Genomic DNA, 20,335 nt, shown 5'->3' on the forward strand with positions numbered 1-20,335 from the left:
CCCGAAGCCCAGGCCGTGGCCGAGGCGGCGCTGGAAGGCGACCTGGCCCTGACCTTCGCGCCGCGCGACGCCGAGGCCCTGACCGACGCCGCCCTTGAAGCCCGCGCCGCCCTCCACCTGCCGAGCCTGGCCGCCGTCGCGGGCGAGGCCTTCGATGAGGCCCTGGACGACCTGACCCGGCTCTGGGTCATGGCGCTGGAGATCGAGACCGCCGTCGGCGTCTGCGCCGACGCCCGCCGACGCGAAGCCGCTCGCCCCATCGCGCTGGGCCTGTCAGGACTGGCCGATTGGGCCGTCACCACCAATGCCGAAGACCCGATCACCCTCGCCGCCTCTGTCGGCGCGCGGGTAGCCGCCGCCGCCAGCGCCGCCTCTGTCGAACTCGCCGCCAGCCTTGGCCCCTGCGCCGAATGGGACGCGGTCAGCGACGAGGTCGTGGACGCCGCCGCACATCGTGGTCAGGATACGAAGGCGATGAAACGCAGCGGCCGTCGCCACGCCGCCGTCAGCCTGTTCGTGCGCGACGCCGAGCTTGAACTGCGCCTCGGCGCCTCGCCCTTCGCCGCGACCGACCTGTTCCAGACCGAGGACGGCGAGACCGAGCGTCGTCTGCGCCCTGCCCTGGCCCGCGCCATCGCCCGCGCGGGCGGCGACGTCGAGGACGCCGAACGGCGCCTGTTCGGCCGCCGCACCCTGGTCGGCGCGCCCGGCGTCAATCATTCGGCCCTGCGCGAACTGGGCTTCACTGATGTGGAGCTTGAGGCCGTCGAGCATGCCTTGTCGCAGACCGATCGGTTGTCGGCGGTCTTCGCCCCGCCCGTGTTGGACGCGGGCTTCATCGGCGACGTCCTAGGCCTGTCGGTCGAGGACGGCGCGGACCTGCTGCCCCGGCTGGGCTTTGACGAGGCCGCCGTCGAGGCCGCCCGCGCCGCCGCCTTCGGTCACGCCGACCTGTCCGGCTGGGAGGCCGCGCCCGAGGCCCTGCGCGGCCTGCTTTCCGCCGATCCCGCCGCCTTCGAGGCTGAGCTGCGCCGCACGGTCGAGCCGTTCAGCGACATCCCCGACATCTCGCCCGAACTGATCGACTGGCGCGCCGGTTCGCTTCAGGCCGCCCGCGTCCTGGGCCAGGCCGCCCGCGAAGGGCGCCGCGCCGTCGTCCTGCGCCGCGCCGCGCCGCCCGCCGACTTCCGGCTGGACCTGACAGAATCCGACGCCCCCACCCAGCGCCGCGCCGACCCCGAAGCCAAGACTGTCGAGCGTGTGATCGAGAAGGTCATCGAGCGCGACCGCACCCGCCGCAAGCTGCCCGACCGCCGCAAGGGCTATATCCAGAAGGCGGCCGTCGGCGGCCACAAGGTCTACATCCACACCGGCGAATACGAAGACGGCGAACTGGGCGAGATCTTCATCGATATGCACAAGGAAGGCGCCGCCTTCCGCAGCCTGATGAACAATTTCGCCATCGCCATCTCGATCGGCCTGCAATACGGCGTGCCGCTGGACGAATTCGTCGACGCCTTCGTCTTCACCCGCTTCGAGCCGGCGGGGCGCGTGACGGGCAATGATTCGATCCGCTCGGCGACGTCGATCCTCGACTACATCTTCCGCGAACTGGGCGTCTCCTATCTGGAGCGTCAGGAACTGGCCAACGCCGAGCCGGAGAGCAATCCCGACGGCCTTGGCGCAGTCGCGAACAATGACGCGGAACCAGTGCCGGCGGCGCGGTTCATCTCCAAGGGGTTCGCGCGCGGCGCGGCGCCCGACAACCTCGTGGTCGTCCCATTTGGACGCAAGGCCGAGACGCCGCGCCCCGCCGCGCCGACCGAGGCCGTCGCCTGTCCCGAGTGCGGCGACTTTTCTCTGCAGAATCGCGGCGGCGGCTGGGTTTGCGACACCTGCGGGGCCGCACCGCAAATGCAGGGCTAGGCGAGACGCCTCTGCGGCCCGCTTCTTGCTGTTGATGCGTCAAAGCCCGGAGCCCTCGCATGAAACGTCTCGCAATCGCACTCGTCGCCTCGCTGGTCACCGCCACGGCCCTGCCCGCAGCCGCCCAGAACGCCTCGCAGATCAGCCGCGTCCGCAACGGCGCCAGCTGCCCCGGCTGCAACCTGTTCCAGGGCGACTTCTCGGGCATGGAGGTGCGCGGCCTCAACCTGGCCGGCGCCCGCCTGCGTCAGGCTGATCTCAGCCTGACGGTCATGAACCGCACCCGCTTCTCGCGCGCCGACATGCGCGACGTGGAGGCCTATGGCGGCGTCTTCTCGGGCTCGAACTTCGCCGGCGCGGACCTGACCAACGCCAGCTTCGTCGGCGCCTATCTGGAAGGCGCGACCCTGTCCGGCGCGCGGCTCAGCGGGACCAATCTGTCGGGCGCGCAACTGGCGCGCGCCGTCGGCCTGACCCAGGGCCAGCTCAATCAGGCCTGCGGCGACGACGCCACCGTCCTGCCGTCCGGCTTGCGCATTCCGGCCTGCTGAAGGTCGCCTTCGTTACCACGATTTAAGTAGGGTTTTTCGGGCGATGGGAGCATTGAGGTGACGTGATGAAACGCGCACGCACCCTCCTCCGTCGCCTGGCTCCCGCAGCCGCCGCCCTTTCCGGCGGCCTGGCCGGCGTGCTGGTCGCCGCCCCCGCCTTCGCCGGGGTGGTGAGCCTGTCGCAGATGCAGGATCGCGACGTCGCCCGCATGGTTTCGCTGGGCGGCAGCTGCAACCGTTGCGAACTGTCCGGCCGCGATCTGTCGGGCGCCACCTTCACCGGGGCCAGCTTCACCAACGCCACCCTGGTCGGCGCCACCCTGCGCGGGGCCGAACTGATCGGCTCGAACTTCAGCGGCGCCGACTTCAGCCGCGCCGATATGCGCGGCGTCGAAATGGTCGGCGCCAACTTCACCAACGCCAAATTCACCAGCGCCAATCTGGCAGGGGCCGAGGCCACCGGCGCGACCCTGATCGGCACGAATTTCCAGGACGCCAACCTCTCGTCGGCCGAGGTGAACGGGGCCAATTTCAACCGCGCCGTCCTGATCCGGGCCAAGTTCAACAGCAGCGAGATGTTCGGCTCCACCCTGGCTAATGTCCGCGCGACGGGCGCCGACTTCTCCAGCGCCGAAATCAACGCCTCCAACCTGTCGAACGGCGTGTTCGACAGCGCCTCGTTCCGCAACGCCTCGCTGGACAGCGCGCGTCTGACCGGCGCCAGTTTCGATCGCGCCAACTTCTCCGGTGCCTCGATGAACCGGACCGACATTCGCGGCGCTGATCTGTCGGGCGCGCGGGGTCTCACCCAGGATCAGGTGCACGAGGCCTGCGGCGACGGCGCGACCCGCCTGCCCGGCGGACTGACCGTGCGCTCATGCAGCGGCGCCAGCATCCGCATCATCCGCACGCCCCCGGCTCCGCCCGCGCCGCCTATCCCGCCGCGCCAGCGCAATCTGGTCGTCGCCTCGGGCCACTAACCAGCCCACCCCCCAAACAAAAAAAGGGCGGCCCGCCAAGGCCGCCCTTTCCAATTTCAGCCGGCCGCCGCGGCTTACTTGAGCGGCGGGGCCGTGCGGATCGACAGTTCCTTCAGCTGCTTGTCGGCGGCCTCGGCGGGCGCGCTCATCAACAGGTCCTGGCCCTGCTGGTTCAGCGGGAAGGCGATGACCTCGCGGATGGCGGTCTGGTTGGCCAGAAGCATGACGATGCGGTCGATGCCGGGGGCCAGACCGCCGTGCGGCGGGGCGCCAAAGCGGAAGGCGTTCAGCATGCCGCCGAACTGCTCCTCGACCACCGAAGCGTCATAGCCGGCGATCTCGAAGGCCTTGAGCATGATCTCGGCCTTGTGGTTCCGGATCGCGCCCGAGCACAGCTCATAGCCGTTGCAGACGATGTCGTACTGATAGGCGCGGATGGTCAGCGGGTCCTGCGTCTCCAGCGCCTCCAAACCGCCCTGCGGCATCGAGAAGGGATTGTGGCTGAAGTCGACCTTCTTCTCTTCTTCCGACCACTCGAACATCGGGAAGTCGACGATCCAGCAGAACTTGAACTGCTCCTCGTCGACCAGCTTCAGCTCCGTGCCGACGCGGGTGCGGGCCAGACCGGCGAACTTGGCGAAGACCGACGGCAGACCGGCGGTGAAGAAGGCGGCGTCGCCCTGGCCCAGCCCCAGCGAGGCCATCAGGGCCTCGGTCGGCTCCTGGCCCAGGTTCTTGGCGATGGGGCCGCCCCAGGCCTGCTGATCGTCCGACCAGAAGATGTAGCCCAGGCCCGGCTGGCCTTCGCCCTGCGCCCAGGAGTTCATGCGGTCGCAGAAGGCGCGCGAACCGCCCGTCGGCGCCGGGATGGCCCAGACGGCGTTGCCGGCGTCGGCGTCCAGAATCTTGGCGAACAGGCCGAAGCCGCCACCGCGGAAGCTTTCCGACACGTCCTGCATCTTGATCGGGTTACGCAGGTCCGGCTTGTCCGAACCGTACCACTTCATCGACTGGGCGAAGGTCAGACGCTCGAAGCCCTTGTGCTCGAACGTGTCGCCGAAGTCGTTGATGAAGGTATGCGTCCCGTCGATCGGCGAGACCGGCTTGCCCTCGCCGAACTCGTTGAACACGCCGTTCATCAGCGGCTCGATGGCGGCGAAGACGTCTTCTTGCGTGACGAAGCTCATCTCGACGTCGAGCTGGTAGAATTCCAGCGAACGGTCGGCGCGCAGGTCTTCGTCGCGGAAGCAGGGCGCGATCTGGAAGTAGCGGTCGAAGCCCGAGACCATCAGCAGCTGCTTGAACTGCTGCGGGGCCTGCGGCAGGGCGTAGAACTTGCCCGGGTGCATGCGCGACGGCACCAGGAAGTCGCGCGCGCCTTCCGGCGACGAGGCCGTCAGGATCGGGGTCTGATACTCAAGGAAGCCCTGCTCGACCATGCGCTGGCGGATCGAGTGGATCACCTTGGAGCGCAGCACGATGTTCTTGTGCAGGGTCTCGCGACGCAGGTCGAGGAAGCGGTTCTTGAGGCGAATCTCTTCCGGGTATTCCGGCTCGCCGAAGACGGGCAGCGGCAGTTCGGCGGCTTCCGACAGGACCTCGACCGACAGGACGCGCACTTCGACCTCGCCGGTCGGCAGGTTGGCGTTGGTGGTTTCGGCCGAACGGCTGACCACTTCGCCGTCGATCTTGATGACGCTTTCGGCGCGCAGGCGCTCGACGGCTTCGAAGCCCGGGGTCTCGGGGTGCAGCACCAACTGGGTCAGGCCGTAGTGGTCGCGCAGATCGATGAACAGCAGGCCGCCGTGGTCGCGCTTGCGGTGAACCCAGCCCGACAGACGAACATTCGAGCCCGCATCCGTCGAACGGAGGGCGCCGCAGGTATGGGTGCGATAGGCGTGCATGATCGGATTTCGTCTGAAAACGGCTGGAGAACAGCGTGAATTAGGAGGGGGCGAAAGGCCCATCATCGCCCCGGAAAGTCAAGGCTGGCGGCTAAATCCACAGCGCCGCACGGTTGTCCACCGCAGCAGGGAAGCTGCCCACAGCGCGTCCGGCGGCCTCTGCTATGGTTCAGGTCATGACCGCACTCGGTTCCGACATCCAGCAACTGCGCCTGCCCCTGCGGCAGGAAGCGTCGCAACGCGCGGCCGATTTCGTCGTGTCCGAATCCAATGCGGCCGCGACCTCGGTGCTGGCGACCTGGCCCGAGACACCCGGTTCGGTCCTGTCGATCTTTGGTCCGCCCGGCAGCGGCAAAAGCCATCTGGCCGCCGCCTGGGTCGAGCGCATCGGCGCCGTCGCCTTGCACGGCGCGGAGGCCGCCATCGTCGATCCGCTGGAGCTGGAGGGCCAGATCGTCCTGCTGGACCGCGCCCAGGACGCCGACGACGAGAGCCTGTTCCACCTCATCAACCTGACCCAGTCGGGGGGCGGCGCCCTGCTGCTGGTGTCGCGCGATCCGCCCGCCGCCTGGGCCTGCGACCTGCCCGACCTGCGTTCGCGCCTGAACGCCATCCGCACCGTGGGCGTGGACGCGCCCGACGACGCCGTCCTGGCCGCCATGCTGAAGCGCGCCTTCGCCACTCGCAACATCACGCCGGGCGAGGAGGTCGTGGACTATCTGGCCCGGCGCATCGACCGCTCGGCCGACGCCGTCGAACGCATCGTCGACCAACTGGACGCCTTCCATCGCCCGGTCACGCGCGTCCTGGCCCGTCAGGTGCTGGAAGACAGCGACGAACTGTCTGACTGATCGCACCAGATCGCGGTTGCAGCCGTCACAGGCCCGCGCGACAACAGCGACATGACCGAGATCGCGCCTATCGCCGTCGACACCACCGGCGAGGAAGTCCCCTCCTCGCGCGCCCCGCAGTTGGATCTGTCCGAGGCGCTGATGAACTCGCCCGAGCGCTTCATCAACCGCGAACTGTCGTGGCTGGCCTTCAACGGGCGCGTGCTGGAAGAAGCCGCCAACGAGGGCCACCCGTTGCTGGAGCGGGTCCGCTTCCTGTCCATCTCAGCCAACAACCTGGATGAGTTCTTCATGACCCGCGTGGCCGGCCTGAAGGGTCAGGTGCGCGAGCGCGTCCGCGTCGTCTCGCCCGACGGCCTGACGCCGGCCGAACAGCTGGAACAGGTCAACGCCGCCGCCGGGGGCCTGATGGCCGAACAGCAGCGGCGCTGGCGCGTCCTGCGCAAGGAAATGGCCGCCGCCGGGATCGAGGTCGTGGACGGCGGCAAGATCACCCGCACCGAGCGCGAGCGGCTGGAGCCCGAGTTCCTGAACCAGCTGTTCGCCGTTCTGACGCCGATGGCGATCGACCCGGCCCACCCCTTCCCCTTCCTGCCCAACCTCGGCTTTTCACTGGCGCTGAAGCTGCGCCGTAACAGCGACCACCGCATCCTCTACGCCCTGGTGCCGGTGCCGACCCAGGTGCGACGCTTCTGGGCGCTGGCCACCGATGGCCGCTCCGCGCCGGGCCGCAAGCGGTTCGTCTCGCTGGAAAACCTGCTGCTGCTGTTCATCGACCACCTCTTCCCCGGCTGCGAAATCCTGGAGAAGGGCTTGTTCCGCCTGATCCGCGACTCGGACATCGAGATCGAGGAAGAGGCCGAAGACCTGGTCATGGAGTTCGAGGAGGCGCTGAAGCAGCGCCGCATGGGCTCGGTCGTCCGCATCAAGATCCAGGCCTCCATGCCCGAGGACCTGCGCAACTTCATCATCGCCGAACTGCACGCCCAGCCGCAGGACGTGGTTCTGGTCGAGGGGATGCTGGGCCTGGCGCAACTGGCCGAGTTGATCCCCGGCGGACACCCCGACCTGAAATTCAAGGGCTATGAGCCCCGCTATCCCGAACGCGTCCGCGACAACGGCGGCGACATCTTCGCGGCGGTCCGCGAAAAGGACATGCTGATCCACCACCCGTTCGAGAGCTTCGACGTGGTGGTGCAGTTCCTGCGTCAGGCGGCCCGCGACCCGAACGTCATCGCCATCAAGCAGACCCTGTACCGGACCTCCAAGGACAGCCCCATCGTCGCCGCCCTGATCGAGGCGGCCGAGAACGGCAAGAACGTCACCGCCCTGATCGAACTGAAGGCGCGCTTTGACGAAGAGGCCAACCTGCGTTGGGCGCGGCAGATGGAACGGGCCGGCGTCCACGTCGTGTTCGGCTTCGTCGAGTACAAGACCCACGCAAAGCTGAGCGTCGTGGTGCGGCGCGAGGGTGACGCCCTGCGCACCTACTGCCACTTCGGCACCGGCAACTATCACCCGACGACGGCCAAGATTTACACCGACCTCAGCCTGTTCACCTGCGACCCGGCGCTGGGCCGCGATGCGACGCGGGTGTTCAACTACATCACCGGCTACGCCGAACCGGACGAGTTGGAGGCCCTGGTGGTCTCGCCGCTGAACATGAAAACCAGCTTGATCGACATGATCGGCAAGGAGATGTCGGCCGCCGCCAAGGGCAAGCCCGCCGCCATCTGGGCCAAGATGAACGCCCTGGTCGATCCCGAGATCATCGACGCCCTGTATCGCGCCAGCCAGCAGGGCGTGCGGATCGAACTGGTCATTCGCGGCATCTGCTGCCTGCGTCCCGGCGTGCCGGGCCTGTCGGAGAACATCAGGGTCAAGTCGATCGTCGGCCGTTTCCTGGAACACAGCCGCATCGTCGCCTTCGCCAACGGCCACGACCTGCCCAGCAACAAGGCCAGGCTGTTCATCTCGTCCGCCGACTGGATGCCCCGCAACCTGGACCGCCGCGTCGAGCTGATGACGCCGATCCTGAACGCCACCGTCCACGATCAGGTGCTGGATCAGATCATGGTCGCCAACCTGAAGGACGACGCCCAGAGCTGGGTGCTCGAACCCGACGGCGCCTATCGCCGGGTCATGTCCAACGGGACCGAGCGTCCCTTCTCGGCCCACAAGTATTTCATGACCAATCCCAGCCTGTCGGGCCGCGGCCGCAAGGTGAAGACCCTGCCCGGCGCTCTGTCCTACTCGGGGCTCAAGCCCCGGAAGCGCCGCTGATGGGCGTCGAGGCCGAATATCCGTCGCGTCAGATCGCGGTTATCGACATCGGCTCCAACTCGGTGCGCCTGGTGCTCTACCGGCTGGAAGGCCGCGCCGTCTGGACCATGTTCAACGAGAAGGTGCTGGCGGGTCTGGGCCGTGACCTGGCCGCCACCAAACGCCTGTCCGTGCCGGGCGTCGCCTCGGCCATGACGGCGCTGCGCCGTTTCGCCGCCGTCATCGAGGGCGTGCAGCCGGACCAGACCATCGTCGCCGCCACCGCCGCCGTGCGCGAGGCCGAGGACGGGGACGACTTCTGCGCCCGCGTCACCGCCGAGACCGGCCTGCGCGTCCGTGTGCTCAGCGGCGAGGAAGAAGCCCGCTATTCGGCGCTGGGCGTGCTGGCTGGCGCGCCGCAGTCGCGCGGGGTCGCCGCCGACATGGGCGGCGCCAGTCTGGAGCTGACCCGCATCGGCGACGGCGCTCGGAACCGCCCGCTGGGCGAAGGCGTGACCCTGCCGCTGGGGCCGTTCGCCCTGACCGACCCCAAGGGTTTCGACGCCGACCGTCTGCGCGCCCGCATCGCCAAGCGGTTGGCCCCGGTGGCCGACGCCTACGCCACGACCGACCTGCACGCCGTCGGCGGGGCGTGGCGCAGTCTGGCCCAGATGCACATGGCCCAGACTGACCACCCGCTGAGGATCGTGCACGAATACGCCATGACCGCCGCCGACGCCCGCGACCTGGCCCGGCTGGTGGCGAGGCAGTCCAAGGCCTCGCTGGAAAAACTGCCGGGCGTGTCCAAGCGCCGGGCCGAGACCCTGCCCTACGCCGCCCTGGTGCTGGACGGCCTGATCGAAGCTCTGGGGCTGACGACCGTGACCTTTTCCGCCTGGGGCGTGCGCGAGGGCCTGCTCTACGCCGGCCTGTCGCCGGACATGGCGGCGGTCGATCCCCTGCTGGCCGGCTGTTCCGCCTGGGGCGGACGACAGGGCGTGGACCCGGCCCTGCCGCGTGCGTTGGACGGTTGGCTGCAGCCCGTCGTCTCAGCCATGCCCGAGGCCTTCGGCGAGGAACGCGACGCCCTGCTGACCGCCTCGGCCTGCCGTTTGGCGGACCTCGGCGCGCGGTTGCACCCGGACCACCGGGTCGATCTGGTCTTCGATCAGGTGTTGCGCTCGCCCATTCCGGGCCAGACCCACGCCGAGCGCGCCTTCCTGGCCGTGGCCATGAACGCCCGCTACGGCGGCGAGGCCAAGACGCCCTCGCCGAACGTAGTCGACCGGCTGCTGCCCGCGCAGGGCCAGAAACGCGCCCGCGCCCTGGGCCTGGCCATGCGGCTGGCCTGCGACCTGTCGGGCCGCTCGCCGCAACTGTTGGCCAACGCCGCCGCCACGGTCGAGAAGGGCGCGCTGCGGATCACGGCGGCCGAGGGCTACGCCGACATGCTGCTGGGCGAACAGACCCGTCGCCGCGCCAAGGCCCTGGCCGAGGCCATGGGGCTGAGCCTGAAGATGCAGGAAGCGACGCCGCGCTGACGCCCAAAACGAAAGAGGCCGGCGTCTCCGCCGGCCCCTTCTTCGCCGACCTGATGTTCAGCCTTCGATTTCGACGACTTCGACCCGCGAGCCGTTCAGCACCAGGGCGATCTCGCCCTTCTTGAGCTTCAGGGCATCCTCGCCGAACAGCTGGCGACGCCAGCCCTTCATGGCCTCGACCTCGGCGTTGTCGTCGATGGCGATCTTTTCCAGATCGGCGACGTTGGCGATCAGCTTGGTCGCTACGCCGGCGTTGTCGCTCTTGGCCTTCAGCAGCACCTTCAGCAGTTCCACCACCGAAGGCGGCGCCGGCTGGCTGTGCGCCGGGCGCTCCAGCTTGGGCGCGTGGGCTTCAGGATCGGCCATGACCCGCTTCAGTTCAGCGGCCAGCTCCAGGCCCAGGCGCGAACCGCCGAAGCCCTTGGGCACCGAGCGCAGGCGGTTGAAGGCCTCGGGATCGGTCGGGGTCTGCACCGCGATTTCGTCGATGCCCTCGTCCTTGAGGATGCGGCCGCGCGGCTGGTCGCGTTCCTGCGCCGCGCGCTCGCGCCAGACGGCGACGGCGACGAAGGCGGCCAGATACTTGGCGCTGAACTTCTTGGGCTTCAGACGCTTCCACGCATTCTCGGGCGTGGTGTCGTAGAGGGCCGGATCGGTCAGGGCGCCCATCTCGGACATGACCCAGTCCAGACGGCCTTCCTTCTGCAGCCGGTCGCGCAGCTTGGGATAGAGGGCGGCCAGATGGGTCACGTCGCCCAGGGCATAGACCAGTTGCGCGTCCGACAGCGGACGACGCGCCCAGTCGGTGAAGCGGCTGCCCTTGTCCAGTTCCTGACGCAGCATCTGGCGAACCAGCTGCTCATAGCTGACCTGATCGCCGAAGCCGGCGGCCATGGCGGCGACCTGGGTGTCGAACATCGGCTTGGGCATGGCGCCCAGGCGGTTGAAGATTTCCACGTCCTGACGGGCGGCGTGGAAGACCTTGATGATCGATTCGTCGCGCAGCAGGTCAAGGAAGGGCGCAAGGTCCAGATCCTCGGCCATCGGGTCGATGATGGCGGCGTCCGTCGGCGAAGCGGCCTGGATCAGGCACAGCTTGGGCCAGTAGGTCGTCTCGCGCATGAATTCGGTGTCGACCGTGATGAACGGGGCCTTGGCCAGCCGTTCACAGAACTCGATTAGCGCGTCATTGGTGGTGATTGGCGTCATTCCGATGCTATAGCCCCGCGCGACGCCGTTGTGGCAAGAGCGCCGCAACAGATTTTCGCCCCCGATATCGAGCCGTGACCGATGAGCGACACCCCCGAAGCCCTGAAAAACGGCCTCACCTACGCCGATGCAGGCGTGGATATCGACGCCGGAGAAATGTTGGTCGATGCGATCAAACCCCTGGCCAAGTCGACTCGCCGCCCCGGCGCCGAGGCTTCGCTGGGCGGATTCGGCGCCCTGTTCGACCTGAAGGCCGCCGGGTTTGAGGACCCGCTGATCGTCACCACCACCGACGGCGTCGGCACCAAGCTGAAGATCGCCATCGAGACCGGCCGTCATGACGGCGTCGGCGTCGATCTGGTCGCCATGTGCGTCAACGACCTGCTGGCGCAGGGCGCCGAGCCGCTGATGTTCCTGGACTACTACGCCACGGGCAAGCTGGACGTGGACGCCGCGCGCCGCGTCGTCGCCGGCATCGCCGAGGGCTGCCGCCAGTCGGGCAGCGCCCTGGTCGGCGGCGAGACCGCCGAAATGCCGGGCATGTATTCGGGCGGCGACTATGATCTGGCCGGCTTCTCGGTCGGCGCGGTCGAGCGCGGTCAGGTCCTGCCCTATCTGGATCAGCAAAAGGCCGGCGACATCATCATCGGCCTGGCCTCCTCGGGTCCGCACTCGAACGGCTATTCGCTGATCCGCAAGGTGGTCGAGAAATCCGGCCTGGCCTGGGGCGACGACGCCCCCTTCGCCAAGGACCGCACCCTGGCCCAGGCCCTGATGGAGCCGACCCGCATCTATGTGAAGCCGGTCCTGCCGCTGATGAAGGCCGGCCTGGTCAAGGGCGCGGCCCACATCACGGGCGGCGGCCTAATCGAAAATCCGCCGCGCTGCATCGCCGAGGGCCTGCAGGCCGCGTTCGACTGGAACGCCTGGTCCCTGCCCCCGGTCTTTGAATGGCTGGGCGTCGTCGGCGGCATCTCCGACCACGAACTGCGCCGCACCTTCAACTGCGGCGTCGGCTTCATCCTGATCGTCTCGCCCGAGAACGCCGAGCCGGTGCTGGCCGCCCTGCTGAACGCGGGCGAGGAAGCCTTCATCTGCGGACAGCTGGAAGCCGCCTGAGCTTCCACCGCCTGAAATGAAAAAGGCCCCGGTCTCGCGACCGGGGCCTTTTTCTTTACCGCCGGAACGTCAGCGAACGCCGCCGTTCTGGGTCTCGTCATAGAACTTCGCCAGATCGACGTGCAGTTCCTCGAGCGCCTTGCGGCTCGTGTACATCATGTGCCCGCCCTCATAGTAGGTGAACTCCAGGTTCTGGCGCAGCTTGGGCTCCAGCATCATCTGGGCCAGGTCGAACTCGGTCGAGAAGAAGGGCGTGGCGGCGTCGTAGTAGCCGTTCAGCGCCAGCACCTTCAGATGCGGGTTGCGCCGCATGGTCGTGGCCAGATCGATCGCCGTGTTCGGCGTGGTCTGCATCCCGCCCACCGGCGGACGGTGGCTCCAGTTCCAGTTGAAGCCCGGCAGGCCGCGCGCCGACTGACGATAGTCCATGTCCGTGCGGAAGTTCAGCGTATTGGCGATGTAGTCGTTGAAGACGCCGAAATAGGCCCCGGTGATGGCGCTGCTCGACGGGTCTTCCTCCGGCTCGCCGCCCACGGCGTCGGCGTCCATGCCCAGGTAGCGGGTGTCCAGGCGGCCGATGGTCTCGCGACGATCCCGCAGCAGCTCCTTGCGGAACGGCGACAGCTCGACCCGCAGGTTGGCGTTGTCGATGAAGGTCGGCGAGAGGCCGATCAGTTCGCTCATCTGCTGGGCGATCTGGGCGCGCTCGGCGTCCGAGATCATGTGCCCCTTGGCCAGGGCCGCCGCATAAGGGCCCATGGCGAACTCGCGCGCCCGCTGAACGTGGGCATCGACCGTCGCCGGACGGTTCGGCACCTTGTTGTGATACCAGGCCGTCGCCGCATAGGTCGGCAGCAGGGTGATGAAGTTCTGCGCATAGCCCGGCTGGCGCACGCCGTAGTTCATGATTGACGACAGCAGAATGACGCCGTTCAGCGACATCCCCCGGCTTTCCAGCTGATGCGCCACCGCGCCGGTGCGCAGGGTGCCGTAGCTTTGGCCCAGGACGTATTTCGGGCTGGACCAGCGGTTGAACTTGCTGGTGTAGCGCATGATGGCGCGGGTGAAGGCGTCGGCGTCCTGATCCACGCCCCAGAAGGTCGAACCCGGCGTCTCGGCCAGGGGACGCGAGTATCCGGCGCCGACCATGTCGATGAAGACCAGGTCGGTCTTGTCCAGCAGGGTCATGTCGTTCGGGCCGACATTGAACGGCGCCGGGCGCTCGACCACCGGATCATCGGTCAGCACCCGCACCGGGCCAAAGGCGCCCATGTGCAGCCAGACCGTCGGCGAGCCCGGCCCGCCGTTGTAGAGATAGGTCACCGGACGGCGGCCGACCGGCTGACCGTCCAGGGTATAGGCGACGTAAAACAGGCTGGCCGTCGGCATGCCCGCGTCGTCGCGAATGGTCAGGGTGCCGGCCGTGGCCTTGTAGCGTATGGCGCGGCCGTGGGCGGTGATCGAATGGCTGGTCGTCACCTCCTTTTCCTCGACGCTGGCGCGGGCCCAGTTGCGTTCTACCTGCTCGGCGTTGGCGTTGCGCAGACGGTCGGCGGCCGAGCGAACCGGGCCGGAACCGCCGCCGGACGCTTCCTGAGCCATGGCAAGCATGGGCGCGGCGAGCAGCGCCGTCGCGCAGACGGCGGTAAGCAGATGACGCATGATTGGAACTCCCCCTGAACACGCCGGACGGTCCGGCGCGGGGACGCTAGCCTCAAGCCGGTCCATCCGGCAACGGACTTTATAACGCTGCGGGCTTGCCAAGCCGCCGTCGCGGCCGCATCCCTCGCCTCCTCCCCCGATCCGTCGCCCGAGCCATCCCATGCCGACTGAAACCGCCAAGCCCAAGACCCGCGTGGCCGTGCTGATCTCCGGCTCCGGCTCGAACATGGCCTCGCTGATCGCGGCGGGTCAGGCTGCGGACGCCCCCTATGAGGTGGTGGCGGTCGTCTCCAACATCGCGAACGTGGCTGGACTGGAGAAGGCGCGCGCTGCTGGCGTCGAGGCCCTGACCGTCGAGCACAAGCCCTTCGGCAAGGACCGCGAGGCGCACGAGCGCGCCATCGACGCCCTGCTGGTCGAGCGCGACGTCCAAGTGATCGCCCTGGCCGGCTTCATGCGCCTGCTGACGCCCTGGCTGGTGCAGAAATGGGCGGGGCGGATGCTGAACATCCACCCGTCGCTGCTGCCCCTCTATCCTGGCCTCAACACCCACGCCCGCGCCATCGAGGCCGGCGACGCCGAGGCGGGCTGCACCGTCCACGTCGTCACTGAAGGCGTGGACGAAGGCCCCATCCTGGGCCAGGCGCGCGTGCCGATCCTGCCGGGCGATGACGCCGACACCCTGGCCGAGCGGGTCAAGACGGCGGAACACGTGCTGTATCCGCAGACGCTGGCGGCCTTCGCCGCGCAGTGAAGGCGGCGCCTCCTGGGTGACGGCTGGGGGAGCACAAAAGAAACGGCCCGCCTCCGTTGCCGAAGGCGGGCCGCGTTATCCCTGCCAGGCCGCATCGGGTCGCAAAGGCGGAGCCTTTGGACCGCGGCCCAACAAAAAACCTTAGCCAACGATGTCGGCGTCGGTGAAGAACTGAGCGATTTCGATGCCGGCGTTTTCCAGCGAGTCCGAACCGTGGACCGAGTTCTCGCCGATCGACAGGGCGAACAGCTTGCGGATCGTGCCTTCAGCGGCGTCGTTCGGGTTGGTGGCGCCCATGACTTCGCGGTACTTGGCGACGGCGCCTTCGGCTTCCAGCACCTGCACGACGACCGGCTCGGCGATCATCTGCGACACCAGTTCGCCGTAGAAGGGACGCTCGGCGTGCACTTCGTAGAACTTCTTGGCTTGGGCTTCGGTCAGCTTGATGCGGCGCTGAGCGACGATGCGCAGGCCAGCGCCTTCGATGACGGCGTTGATCGCGCCGGTCAGGTTGCGGCGCGTGGCGTCGGGCTTGATGATCGAGAAAGTGCGTTCGGTCATGGGAAGACTCTTTGCGGTTTGGTAGTTTGAGGGTCGCGGGCTTATAGCGGCGCCCTCCCCGCTTTCCAACCGCCACCTGTAACGTCAGACGCACTCCATGCTCCAGATCACCAACCTGACGTTCAACGCCTGGGGCCGCCAGTTCCTCGACGACGCCTCCGTCAGCCTGCCGCCCGGCTCGAAAGTCGGCCTGGTGGGCCGCAACGGCATCGGCAAATCGACCCTGTTCAAGCTGATTCTGGGCGAACTGGCCGCCAACGGCGACGAGGTCAGCCTACCCAAGACCGCCCGCGTCGGCTCGGTGGATCAGGAACACCCCGCCACCCCCGACAGCGTGCTGGACACCATCCTGGAAGCCGACGTCGAACGCCACGATCTGCTGACCCGTCTGGAAACCGCCGAACCCGAGGAGATGGGCGAGATCTGGGCGCGTCTGATCGACATCGACGCCGACTCGGCCCCGGCCCGCGCCGGCGAGATCCTGGCCGGTCTGGGCTTCAGCCAGGCCGATCAGCAGCGTCCCATGTCCGAGTTCTCGGGCGGCTGGCGGATGCGCGTGGCTTTGGCGGCGGCCCTGTTCTCCGAGCCGGACATGCTGCTGCTCGACGAACCGACCAACTATCTCGACCTGGAAGGGGCGCTGTGGCTGGAAAGCCGGCTGCAGAAGTATCCGCACACGGCCCTGATCATCAGCCACGACCGCGAGCTGCTGAACAACAGCTGCACCCACATCCTGCACCTGGCGAACCGCAAGCTGGAGCTCTACACCGGCGGCTACGACATGTTCGAGAAGGCGCGCGCCGAGAAGGCCCGTCTGCAACTGTCGGCCAAGGCCAAGCAGGACGCCGAGCGCGCCCACCTGCAGGCCTTCGTGGACCGCTTCAAGGCCAAGGCCTCCAAGGCCGCCCAGGCCCAGTCGCGGATGAAGCGTCTGGCCAAGATGGAGCCGGTCTCGACCACCATCGAAGAGCGCGTCGCCCCCTTCACCCTGCCCTCGCCGCCGCGCCCGCTGGCGCCGCCGCTGATCCGTCTGGAACGGGCCAACGTCGGCTATGAGACCGGCAAACCGATCCTGCGCAATCTGAACCTGCGCATGGATCTGGACGACCGCATCGGTCTGCTGGGCGTCAACGGCGCCGGCAAGTCGACCTTCGCCAAAATGATCGCCGGCGCCCTGAACGTGTCCGAGGGCGAACTGCATCGCGACAAGAAGATGCGCGTGGGCTGGTTCCACCAGCATCAGATCGAGGCCATGGACCCCACCGACACCCCGCTGGAGATCATCCGCCGGGCCATGCCGGACGCCAGCGAGAGCAGCCGCCGCTCCAAGCTGGCCCAGTTCGGCCTCGGCTACGAAAAGCAGGAAACTACGGTCGACAGCCTGTCGGGCGGCGAACGCGCCCGCCTGCTGCTGAACATGGTGGCCATGGACGCGCCCCACGTCCTGATCCTCGACGAACCGACCAACCACCTAGACATCGACAGCCGCCGCGCCCTGCTGGACGCGCTGAACGACTACAGCGGCGCCGTCATCCTGATCACCCACGACCGCTCGCTGATGGAGCTTGTGGCCGACCGCCTGTGGCTGGCCGCCGACGGCACGGTGAAGCCCTACGACGGCGACATGGACGACTATCAGGAGTTCGTCCTGGATCGCGCCAAGGCCGCCGCCGTCAAGCCCAGCCAGATCAAGCAGGAGGCGGCTGCCGCGGCCCCCTCGCAAGGCGGCAAGAAGAAGAACGACAAGAAGTCCGGCCCCTCGCCATCGACTTTGCGCCATGCGGTGAAAAAGGCCGAGGAACGTATGTCGGCGCTGGCGGCCGAAGTCGCCCGCATCGACGACGACCTGGCCAACGCCGCCGTATCCAACCCCAAGGCGCTGGAAGGCCTGACGCGAGCCCGCGCAAAGACCCAGTCCGACCTGGAGGCCGCCGAGGCCGCCTGGGTCGAGGCCGAGGAAGCCCTGGCCGCCGTTTCCTGATGAGCAGAGCGTCCTGATGACCAAGCCGATCCAGTTCACCAAGGAAGAGCGGACCGCCATCGGCGGGCGCATCCGCGACTTCTTCAGCAAGGAGCTGGATCAGGACATCAGCCAGCTTCAGGCCGAGATGGTGCTGGAGTTCTTTGGCGGCCAGATCGGCGGCTGGTTCTACAATCGCGGCCTGGCCGACGCCCAGGCCGTGGTCACGGCCAAGGCCGAGGACATCGCCGACGCCATCTATGCCCTGGAACGCGAAAGCGGGACGGGCCGCTAAACCCGCCCCGCTCTCTGGCGTCGCTCGAATAGAAAGCTCGATCAGCCGCAGCTGACGCGCGTCACGACGTTGGTCTTGTCGTCGTAGGTGAAGTTCACGCGGTTGTCGCGGAAGTCCATCGTGGCCGCGCAGCTGCTGCACAGGACGCGGAAGATGCGGCCAGCCGGGGCGTCGGCGGGGATGGTCGAGCGATTGCGGCCGACATATTCCTGATAGTCGCCGGCCTTGCAGGCGACGGGCGTGGCTTCGCCGCCCGGCGCGGGCGTGGCTTCTTGCGTCGGCGCACAGGCCGAGAGCGCCACAGCGCCCGCGAAAGCCGTCAGCATCAGAATCGTCTTCATGGCGTCTCTCCGTTTCGGCCTAGCCGCAGCTTACGCGCTCGACGATGCCGGTTTGCTGATTGTAGAAAATATTCAGGCGGTAAGGCGAGTAATCCTCGGTGACGGGACACGTGGTGCAGGCCACCCGACGGTTCACCACGTCCACCGGAACGGGAATCTCGGTGCGTGGTTTCCCGACCAACCACTGAAGTTCGCCCGCCTTGCACATATCCGCGTCGGTTTGCGGCAGACGCGCGCCGACTGGCTGGTTCTGACGCGCCTGTTCGACGATGCGGGGCGCGGTCGGCGCGGACGAAGCCGAGGAGCAGCCGGCGACCGCCAGCAGTCCGAGAATGATCAGGCCGCCTTTTCCCAACGCCCTTCGTCCGTTTGTTTCCAGTAGGCCAGGTTGGCGTTCGCCGCCTTCAGCGTGCGCCAGCGCCCGCGCGCGTGCTGCAACGCCTGTTCGTTTCGGCCGTCGAAAATGATGAAGCACCGCTCGTACCCCTCCGTGGCCCCCAGATCTGACTCATCGACGATGAACAACGCCTGAGCACGATTGAGATTTTCGCCCGATTCGGACAGCAGGATCGGCTGACGCGAGGCGTGCTCGTCCTCAGCCCGCCCGTGCGGCAGGAAGCTGTCGTCGCGATAGGTCCACAGGTGTTCGTCGATATCGTCGAGGCGATGCGAAACCGCCCCGCGCACGAGCGCGCGCCAGCCCCGCTGGAGGGTCTTTTCCAGCAGGCCCGGCAGCACCTGATCCAGCGTCGAGCGCTCCAGGTGGTAGAACCAGATTTCCGGCTTTGCGTCAGACACCCGGCCCTACCCTCTGAATGCGTCGGATCAGGCTTCGTAGGTATCAGCGACCATGCGGTCCAGCAGGCGCACGCCCCAGCCCACGGCGCCGTCCGGCACGGTCGGGTTGCGGCTGTCCTTGACCCAGGCGGTCGGGGCGATGTCGATGTGCGCCCACGGCACGCCGTTGGTGAAGCGTTGCAGGAACAGGGCGGCGGTGATCGAGCCCCCGGCGCGGCCGTTGCCCATGTTCTTCACATCGGCGATCGGGCTATCGATATGACGCTCGTACTGGGCCGGGATCGGCATACGCCAGACGTTCTCGCCGACCTTGGGACCGGCGGCGGCGATGGCGTTCGCCACATCGTCGTCGTTCGAGAAGACGCCCGCGTATTCCAGGCCCAGCGAAATGATCATGGCGCCCGTCAGGGTCGCCAGGTCGATCATGAATTTCGGCTTGAAGCGTTCCTGCGTGTACCAGAGCGCGTCGGCCAGAACGAGGCGGCCCTCGGCGTCGGTGTTCAGCACCTCGACCGTCTGACCCGACATCGACACGACCACGTCGCCGGGACGCTGGGCCTTGCCGTCAGGCATGTTCTCGACCAGGCCCAGGACGCCGACGGCGTTGACCTTGGCCTTGCGGCCCGCCAGGGCGTGCATCAGGCCGGCCACGGCGGCGGCGCCGCCCATGTCCCACTTCATTTCTTCCATGCCGTCGGCGGGCTTCAGGCTGATGCCGCCGGTGTCGAAGCAGACGCCCTTGCCGACGAAGGCGATGGGAGCCTCGCCCGCCTTGCCGCCGTTCCACTGGATCACGGCCAGCTGGCTTTCACGCTCCGAGCCCATGCCGACGGCCAGCAGGGTGTTCATGCCCAGCTTTTCCATCTCGGCCTCGCCCAGGATCTCGACCTTGGCGCCCAGGGCTTCCAGTTCCTTCACGCGACGCGCGAACTCGGCCGGATAGAGGACGTTGGCCGGCTCGGCGACCAGGTCGCGCGAGAACAGGACGGCGTCGGCCACGGCCGACAGCGGCTGGAAGGCGGCGTCGGCGGCCTTCACGTCCGAGGTGACGACGCGCACCGTGGTGACCGACGGAATTTTGTCGGCCTTCTGCTTGGTCAGATATTTGGCGAAGCGGTAGGCGGCCAGACGCACGGCGAAACCGGCGCGCGCGGCGTGTGCCGGCGACAGGTGGGCGGCGTCGAGGGTCAGGACTTCGGCGCCCGACAGCTTCACCGCCTGATAGGCGGCGGCGGCGGCGGTCTCGACCGCCAGATCATCCAGCTTGTCCGCCGCGCCAGCGCCGACCAGCAGAATCGAGTTGGCGTCCACGCCGGCCGGGGCGGCGACAGTCAGGGTGGAGTTGGCGGAGCCGGTGAAGCGGCTGTTCGTCATCGCCTTGGTCAAGGCGCCCGACGCCGCGGCGTCCAGAGCAGGGCCCGTCCCGGCCAGCGCACGGCCGTCGTGGGCCAGGACGGCAAGGATTTCGGCGGCGCTGGGGGAAGCGACGAACTCGATTTTCATGAAACCTACTCCAGGCCAGGGTTCCATGCCCCGGTCGTGCTTGAATCAGGGCGCACCGGCTGTTTCGCCGTTGCGCTTGGATGTGTATTACATGGCCCGCATCGCTCGCGGCTGCAAC

At 67.8% G+C, this 20,335-nt stretch carries 18 protein-coding genes; 10 read left to right on the plus strand and 8 right to left on the minus strand.

The genetic code is table 11. The features are described 5' to 3' along the window. The 3 genes from ACREEF_RS10225 to ACREEF_RS10235 all read left to right on the plus strand — a co-directional run. The coding region (locus ACREEF_RS10225; RefSeq protein ID WP_431565477.1) for a TSCPD domain-containing protein at positions 1 to 1,926 on the plus strand (1,926 nt) is incomplete at its 5' end. A 59-nt stretch (positions 1,927 to 1,985) separates the two neighbouring features. Further along, positions 1,986 to 2,477, plus strand: a complete 492-nt coding sequence (locus tag ACREEF_RS10230; RefSeq protein ID WP_431565478.1) for a pentapeptide repeat-containing protein — start codon at positions 1,986 to 1,988, stop codon at positions 2,475 to 2,477. A 65-nt stretch (positions 2,478 to 2,542) separates the two neighbouring features. Further along, a complete protein-coding gene (locus ACREEF_RS10235; RefSeq protein WP_431565479.1) occupies positions 2,543 to 3,457 on the plus strand; it encodes a pentapeptide repeat-containing protein in 915 nt (304 codons plus the stop codon). Between the two features lie 74 nt (positions 3,458 to 3,531). Here ACREEF_RS10235 and aspS read toward each other — a convergent pair whose 3' ends face one another. Next, positions 3,532 to 5,361 (minus strand): aspartate--tRNA ligase, encoded by a 1,830-nt coding sequence (aspS, locus tag ACREEF_RS10240; RefSeq protein WP_431565480.1) that lies wholly within the window; start codon positions 5,359 to 5,361, stop codon positions 3,532 to 3,534. 176 nt (positions 5,362 to 5,537) lie between these two features. On the opposite strand from aspS, the gene ACREEF_RS10245 reads away from it, so the two are divergent. From ACREEF_RS10245 to ACREEF_RS10255, 3 genes are read left to right on the plus strand one after another with little or no spacing between them, the layout of a single operon-like run. After that, a complete protein-coding gene (locus ACREEF_RS10245) occupies positions 5,538 to 6,212 on the plus strand; it encodes a chromosomal replication initiator DnaA (protein ID WP_431565481.1) in 675 nt (224 codons plus the stop codon). Between the two features lie 51 nt (positions 6,213 to 6,263). Continuing rightward, positions 6,264 to 8,495, plus strand: coding sequence for an RNA degradosome polyphosphate kinase (locus ACREEF_RS10250; protein WP_431565482.1), 2,232 nt, complete (start codon positions 6,264 to 6,266; stop codon positions 8,493 to 8,495). Further along, positions 8,495 to 10,015: a Ppx/GppA family phosphatase gene (locus tag ACREEF_RS10255; protein WP_431565483.1), complete on the plus strand. Its 1,521-nt coding sequence runs from the start codon at positions 8,495 to 8,497 to the stop codon at positions 10,013 to 10,015. The genes ACREEF_RS10250 and ACREEF_RS10255 overlap by 1 nt, the downstream gene beginning before the upstream one ends. Positions 10,016 to 10,072: 57 nt before the next feature. On the opposite strand, the gene rnd is transcribed toward ACREEF_RS10255, so the two are convergent. Continuing rightward, the gene (gene rnd, locus ACREEF_RS10260) at positions 10,073 to 11,224 is read right to left on the minus strand and encodes a ribonuclease D (RefSeq protein WP_431565484.1); all 1,152 of its coding nucleotides are present in this window, start codon (positions 11,222 to 11,224) and stop codon (positions 10,073 to 10,075) included. 81 nt (positions 11,225 to 11,305) lie between these two features. Here rnd and purM point away from each other — a divergent pair, with 81 nt between their 5' ends. After that, the gene (gene purM, locus ACREEF_RS10265; protein WP_431565485.1) at positions 11,306 to 12,343 is read left to right on the plus strand and encodes a phosphoribosylformylglycinamidine cyclo-ligase; all 1,038 of its coding nucleotides are present in this window, start codon (positions 11,306 to 11,308) and stop codon (positions 12,341 to 12,343) included. A gap of 69 nt (positions 12,344 to 12,412) precedes the next feature. On the opposite strand, the gene ACREEF_RS10270 is transcribed toward purM, so the two are convergent. After that, positions 12,413 to 14,005, minus strand: coding sequence for a S10 family peptidase (locus ACREEF_RS10270; RefSeq protein ID WP_431565486.1), 1,593 nt, complete (start codon positions 14,003 to 14,005; stop codon positions 12,413 to 12,415). A 160-nt stretch (positions 14,006 to 14,165) separates the two neighbouring features. Between ACREEF_RS10270 and purN the strand changes: the two genes are divergently transcribed. Next, complete coding sequence (purN, locus tag ACREEF_RS10275) at positions 14,166 to 14,759, plus strand: phosphoribosylglycinamide formyltransferase (protein WP_431565487.1); 594 nt, start codon at positions 14,166 to 14,168, stop codon at positions 14,757 to 14,759. A 141-nt stretch (positions 14,760 to 14,900) separates the two neighbouring features. On the opposite strand, the gene ndk is transcribed toward purN, so the two are convergent. Then, complete coding sequence (ndk, locus tag ACREEF_RS10280; RefSeq protein WP_313575267.1) at positions 14,901 to 15,320, minus strand: nucleoside-diphosphate kinase; 420 nt, start codon at positions 15,318 to 15,320, stop codon at positions 14,901 to 14,903. Positions 15,321 to 15,417: 97 nt separating this feature from the next. Between ndk and ACREEF_RS10285 the strand changes: the two genes are divergently transcribed. Together ACREEF_RS10285 and ACREEF_RS10290 are read left to right on the plus strand one after the other, a co-directional pair. Then, complete coding sequence (locus ACREEF_RS10285; RefSeq protein ID WP_431565488.1) at positions 15,418 to 17,301, plus strand: ABC-F family ATP-binding cassette domain-containing protein; 1,884 nt, start codon at positions 15,418 to 15,420, stop codon at positions 17,299 to 17,301. Positions 17,302 to 17,317: 16 nt separating this feature from the next. Then, positions 17,318 to 17,575, plus strand: a complete 258-nt coding sequence (locus ACREEF_RS10290; RefSeq protein WP_431565489.1) for a DUF2164 domain-containing protein — start codon at positions 17,318 to 17,320, stop codon at positions 17,573 to 17,575. Positions 17,576 to 17,616: 41 nt separating this feature from the next. Here ACREEF_RS10290 and ACREEF_RS10295 read toward each other — a convergent pair whose 3' ends face one another. From ACREEF_RS10295 to ACREEF_RS10310, 4 genes are read right to left on the minus strand one after another with little or no spacing between them, the layout of a single operon-like run. After that, entirely contained in the window at positions 17,617 to 17,916 is a 300-nt protein-coding gene (locus tag ACREEF_RS10295; RefSeq protein ID WP_431565490.1) for a hemolysin, read from the minus strand. 19 nt (positions 17,917 to 17,935) lie between these two features. Further along, entirely contained in the window at positions 17,936 to 18,271 is a 336-nt protein-coding gene (locus ACREEF_RS10300) for a hypothetical protein (protein ID WP_431565491.1), read from the minus strand. Continuing rightward, positions 18,253 to 18,714, minus strand: a complete 462-nt coding sequence (locus ACREEF_RS10305) for a DNA polymerase III subunit chi (protein ID WP_431565492.1) — start codon at positions 18,712 to 18,714, stop codon at positions 18,253 to 18,255. Before ACREEF_RS10305 ends, ACREEF_RS10300 begins: the two co-directional genes overlap by 19 nt. A 27-nt stretch (positions 18,715 to 18,741) precedes the next feature. After that, positions 18,742 to 20,217, minus strand: a complete 1,476-nt coding sequence (locus ACREEF_RS10310; RefSeq protein ID WP_431565493.1) for a leucyl aminopeptidase — start codon at positions 20,215 to 20,217, stop codon at positions 18,742 to 18,744. Positions 20,218 to 20,335: the final 118 nt, after the last annotated feature.

This window comes from Brevundimonas sp. (assembly GCF_050729455.1).
Classification (GTDB): domain Bacteria; phylum Pseudomonadota; class Alphaproteobacteria; order Caulobacterales; family Caulobacteraceae; genus Brevundimonas.

What these genes read in the sequence shown, in the direction of transcription:
- ACREEF_RS10295 (WP_431565490.1), bottom strand. Translation starts at nt 17,916, where the DNA reads ATGAAGACGATTCTGATGCTGACGGCTTTCGCGGGCGCTGTGGCGCTC.
- ACREEF_RS10230 (WP_431565478.1), top strand. Translation starts at nt 1,986, where the DNA reads ATGAAACGTCTCGCAATCGCACTCGTCGCCTCGCTGGTCACCGCCACG.
- ACREEF_RS10255 (WP_431565483.1), top strand. Translation starts at nt 8,495, where the DNA reads ATGGGCGTCGAGGCCGAATATCCGTCGCGTCAGATCGCGGTTATCGAC.
- purM (WP_431565485.1), top strand. Translation starts at nt 11,306, where the DNA reads ATGAGCGACACCCCCGAAGCCCTGAAAAACGGCCTCACCTACGCCGAT.
- ACREEF_RS10310 (WP_431565493.1), bottom strand. Translation starts at nt 20,217, where the DNA reads ATGAAAATCGAGTTCGTCGCTTCCCCCAGCGCCGCCGAAATCCTTGCC.
- rnd (WP_431565484.1), bottom strand. Translation starts at nt 11,224, where the DNA reads ATGACGCCAATCACCACCAATGACGCGCTAATCGAGTTCTGTGAACGG.
- purN (WP_431565487.1), top strand. Translation starts at nt 14,166, where the DNA reads ATGCCGACTGAAACCGCCAAGCCCAAGACCCGCGTGGCCGTGCTGATC.
- ACREEF_RS10245 (WP_431565481.1), top strand. Translation starts at nt 5,538, where the DNA reads ATGACCGCACTCGGTTCCGACATCCAGCAACTGCGCCTGCCCCTGCGG.
- ACREEF_RS10270 (WP_431565486.1), bottom strand. Translation starts at nt 14,005, where the DNA reads ATGCGTCATCTGCTTACCGCCGTCTGCGCGACGGCGCTGCTCGCCGCG.
- ACREEF_RS10285 (WP_431565488.1), top strand. Translation starts at nt 15,418, where the DNA reads ATGCTCCAGATCACCAACCTGACGTTCAACGCCTGGGGCCGCCAGTTC.
- ACREEF_RS10290 (WP_431565489.1), top strand. Translation starts at nt 17,318, where the DNA reads ATGACCAAGCCGATCCAGTTCACCAAGGAAGAGCGGACCGCCATCGGC.
- aspS (WP_431565480.1), bottom strand. Translation starts at nt 5,361, where the DNA reads ATGCACGCCTATCGCACCCATACCTGCGGCGCCCTCCGTTCGACGGAT.
- ndk (WP_313575267.1), bottom strand. Translation starts at nt 15,320, where the DNA reads ATGACCGAACGCACTTTCTCGATCATCAAGCCCGACGCCACGCGCCGC.
- ACREEF_RS10250 (WP_431565482.1), top strand. Translation starts at nt 6,264, where the DNA reads ATGACCGAGATCGCGCCTATCGCCGTCGACACCACCGGCGAGGAAGTC.
- ACREEF_RS10235 (WP_431565479.1), top strand. Translation starts at nt 2,543, where the DNA reads ATGAAACGCGCACGCACCCTCCTCCGTCGCCTGGCTCCCGCAGCCGCC.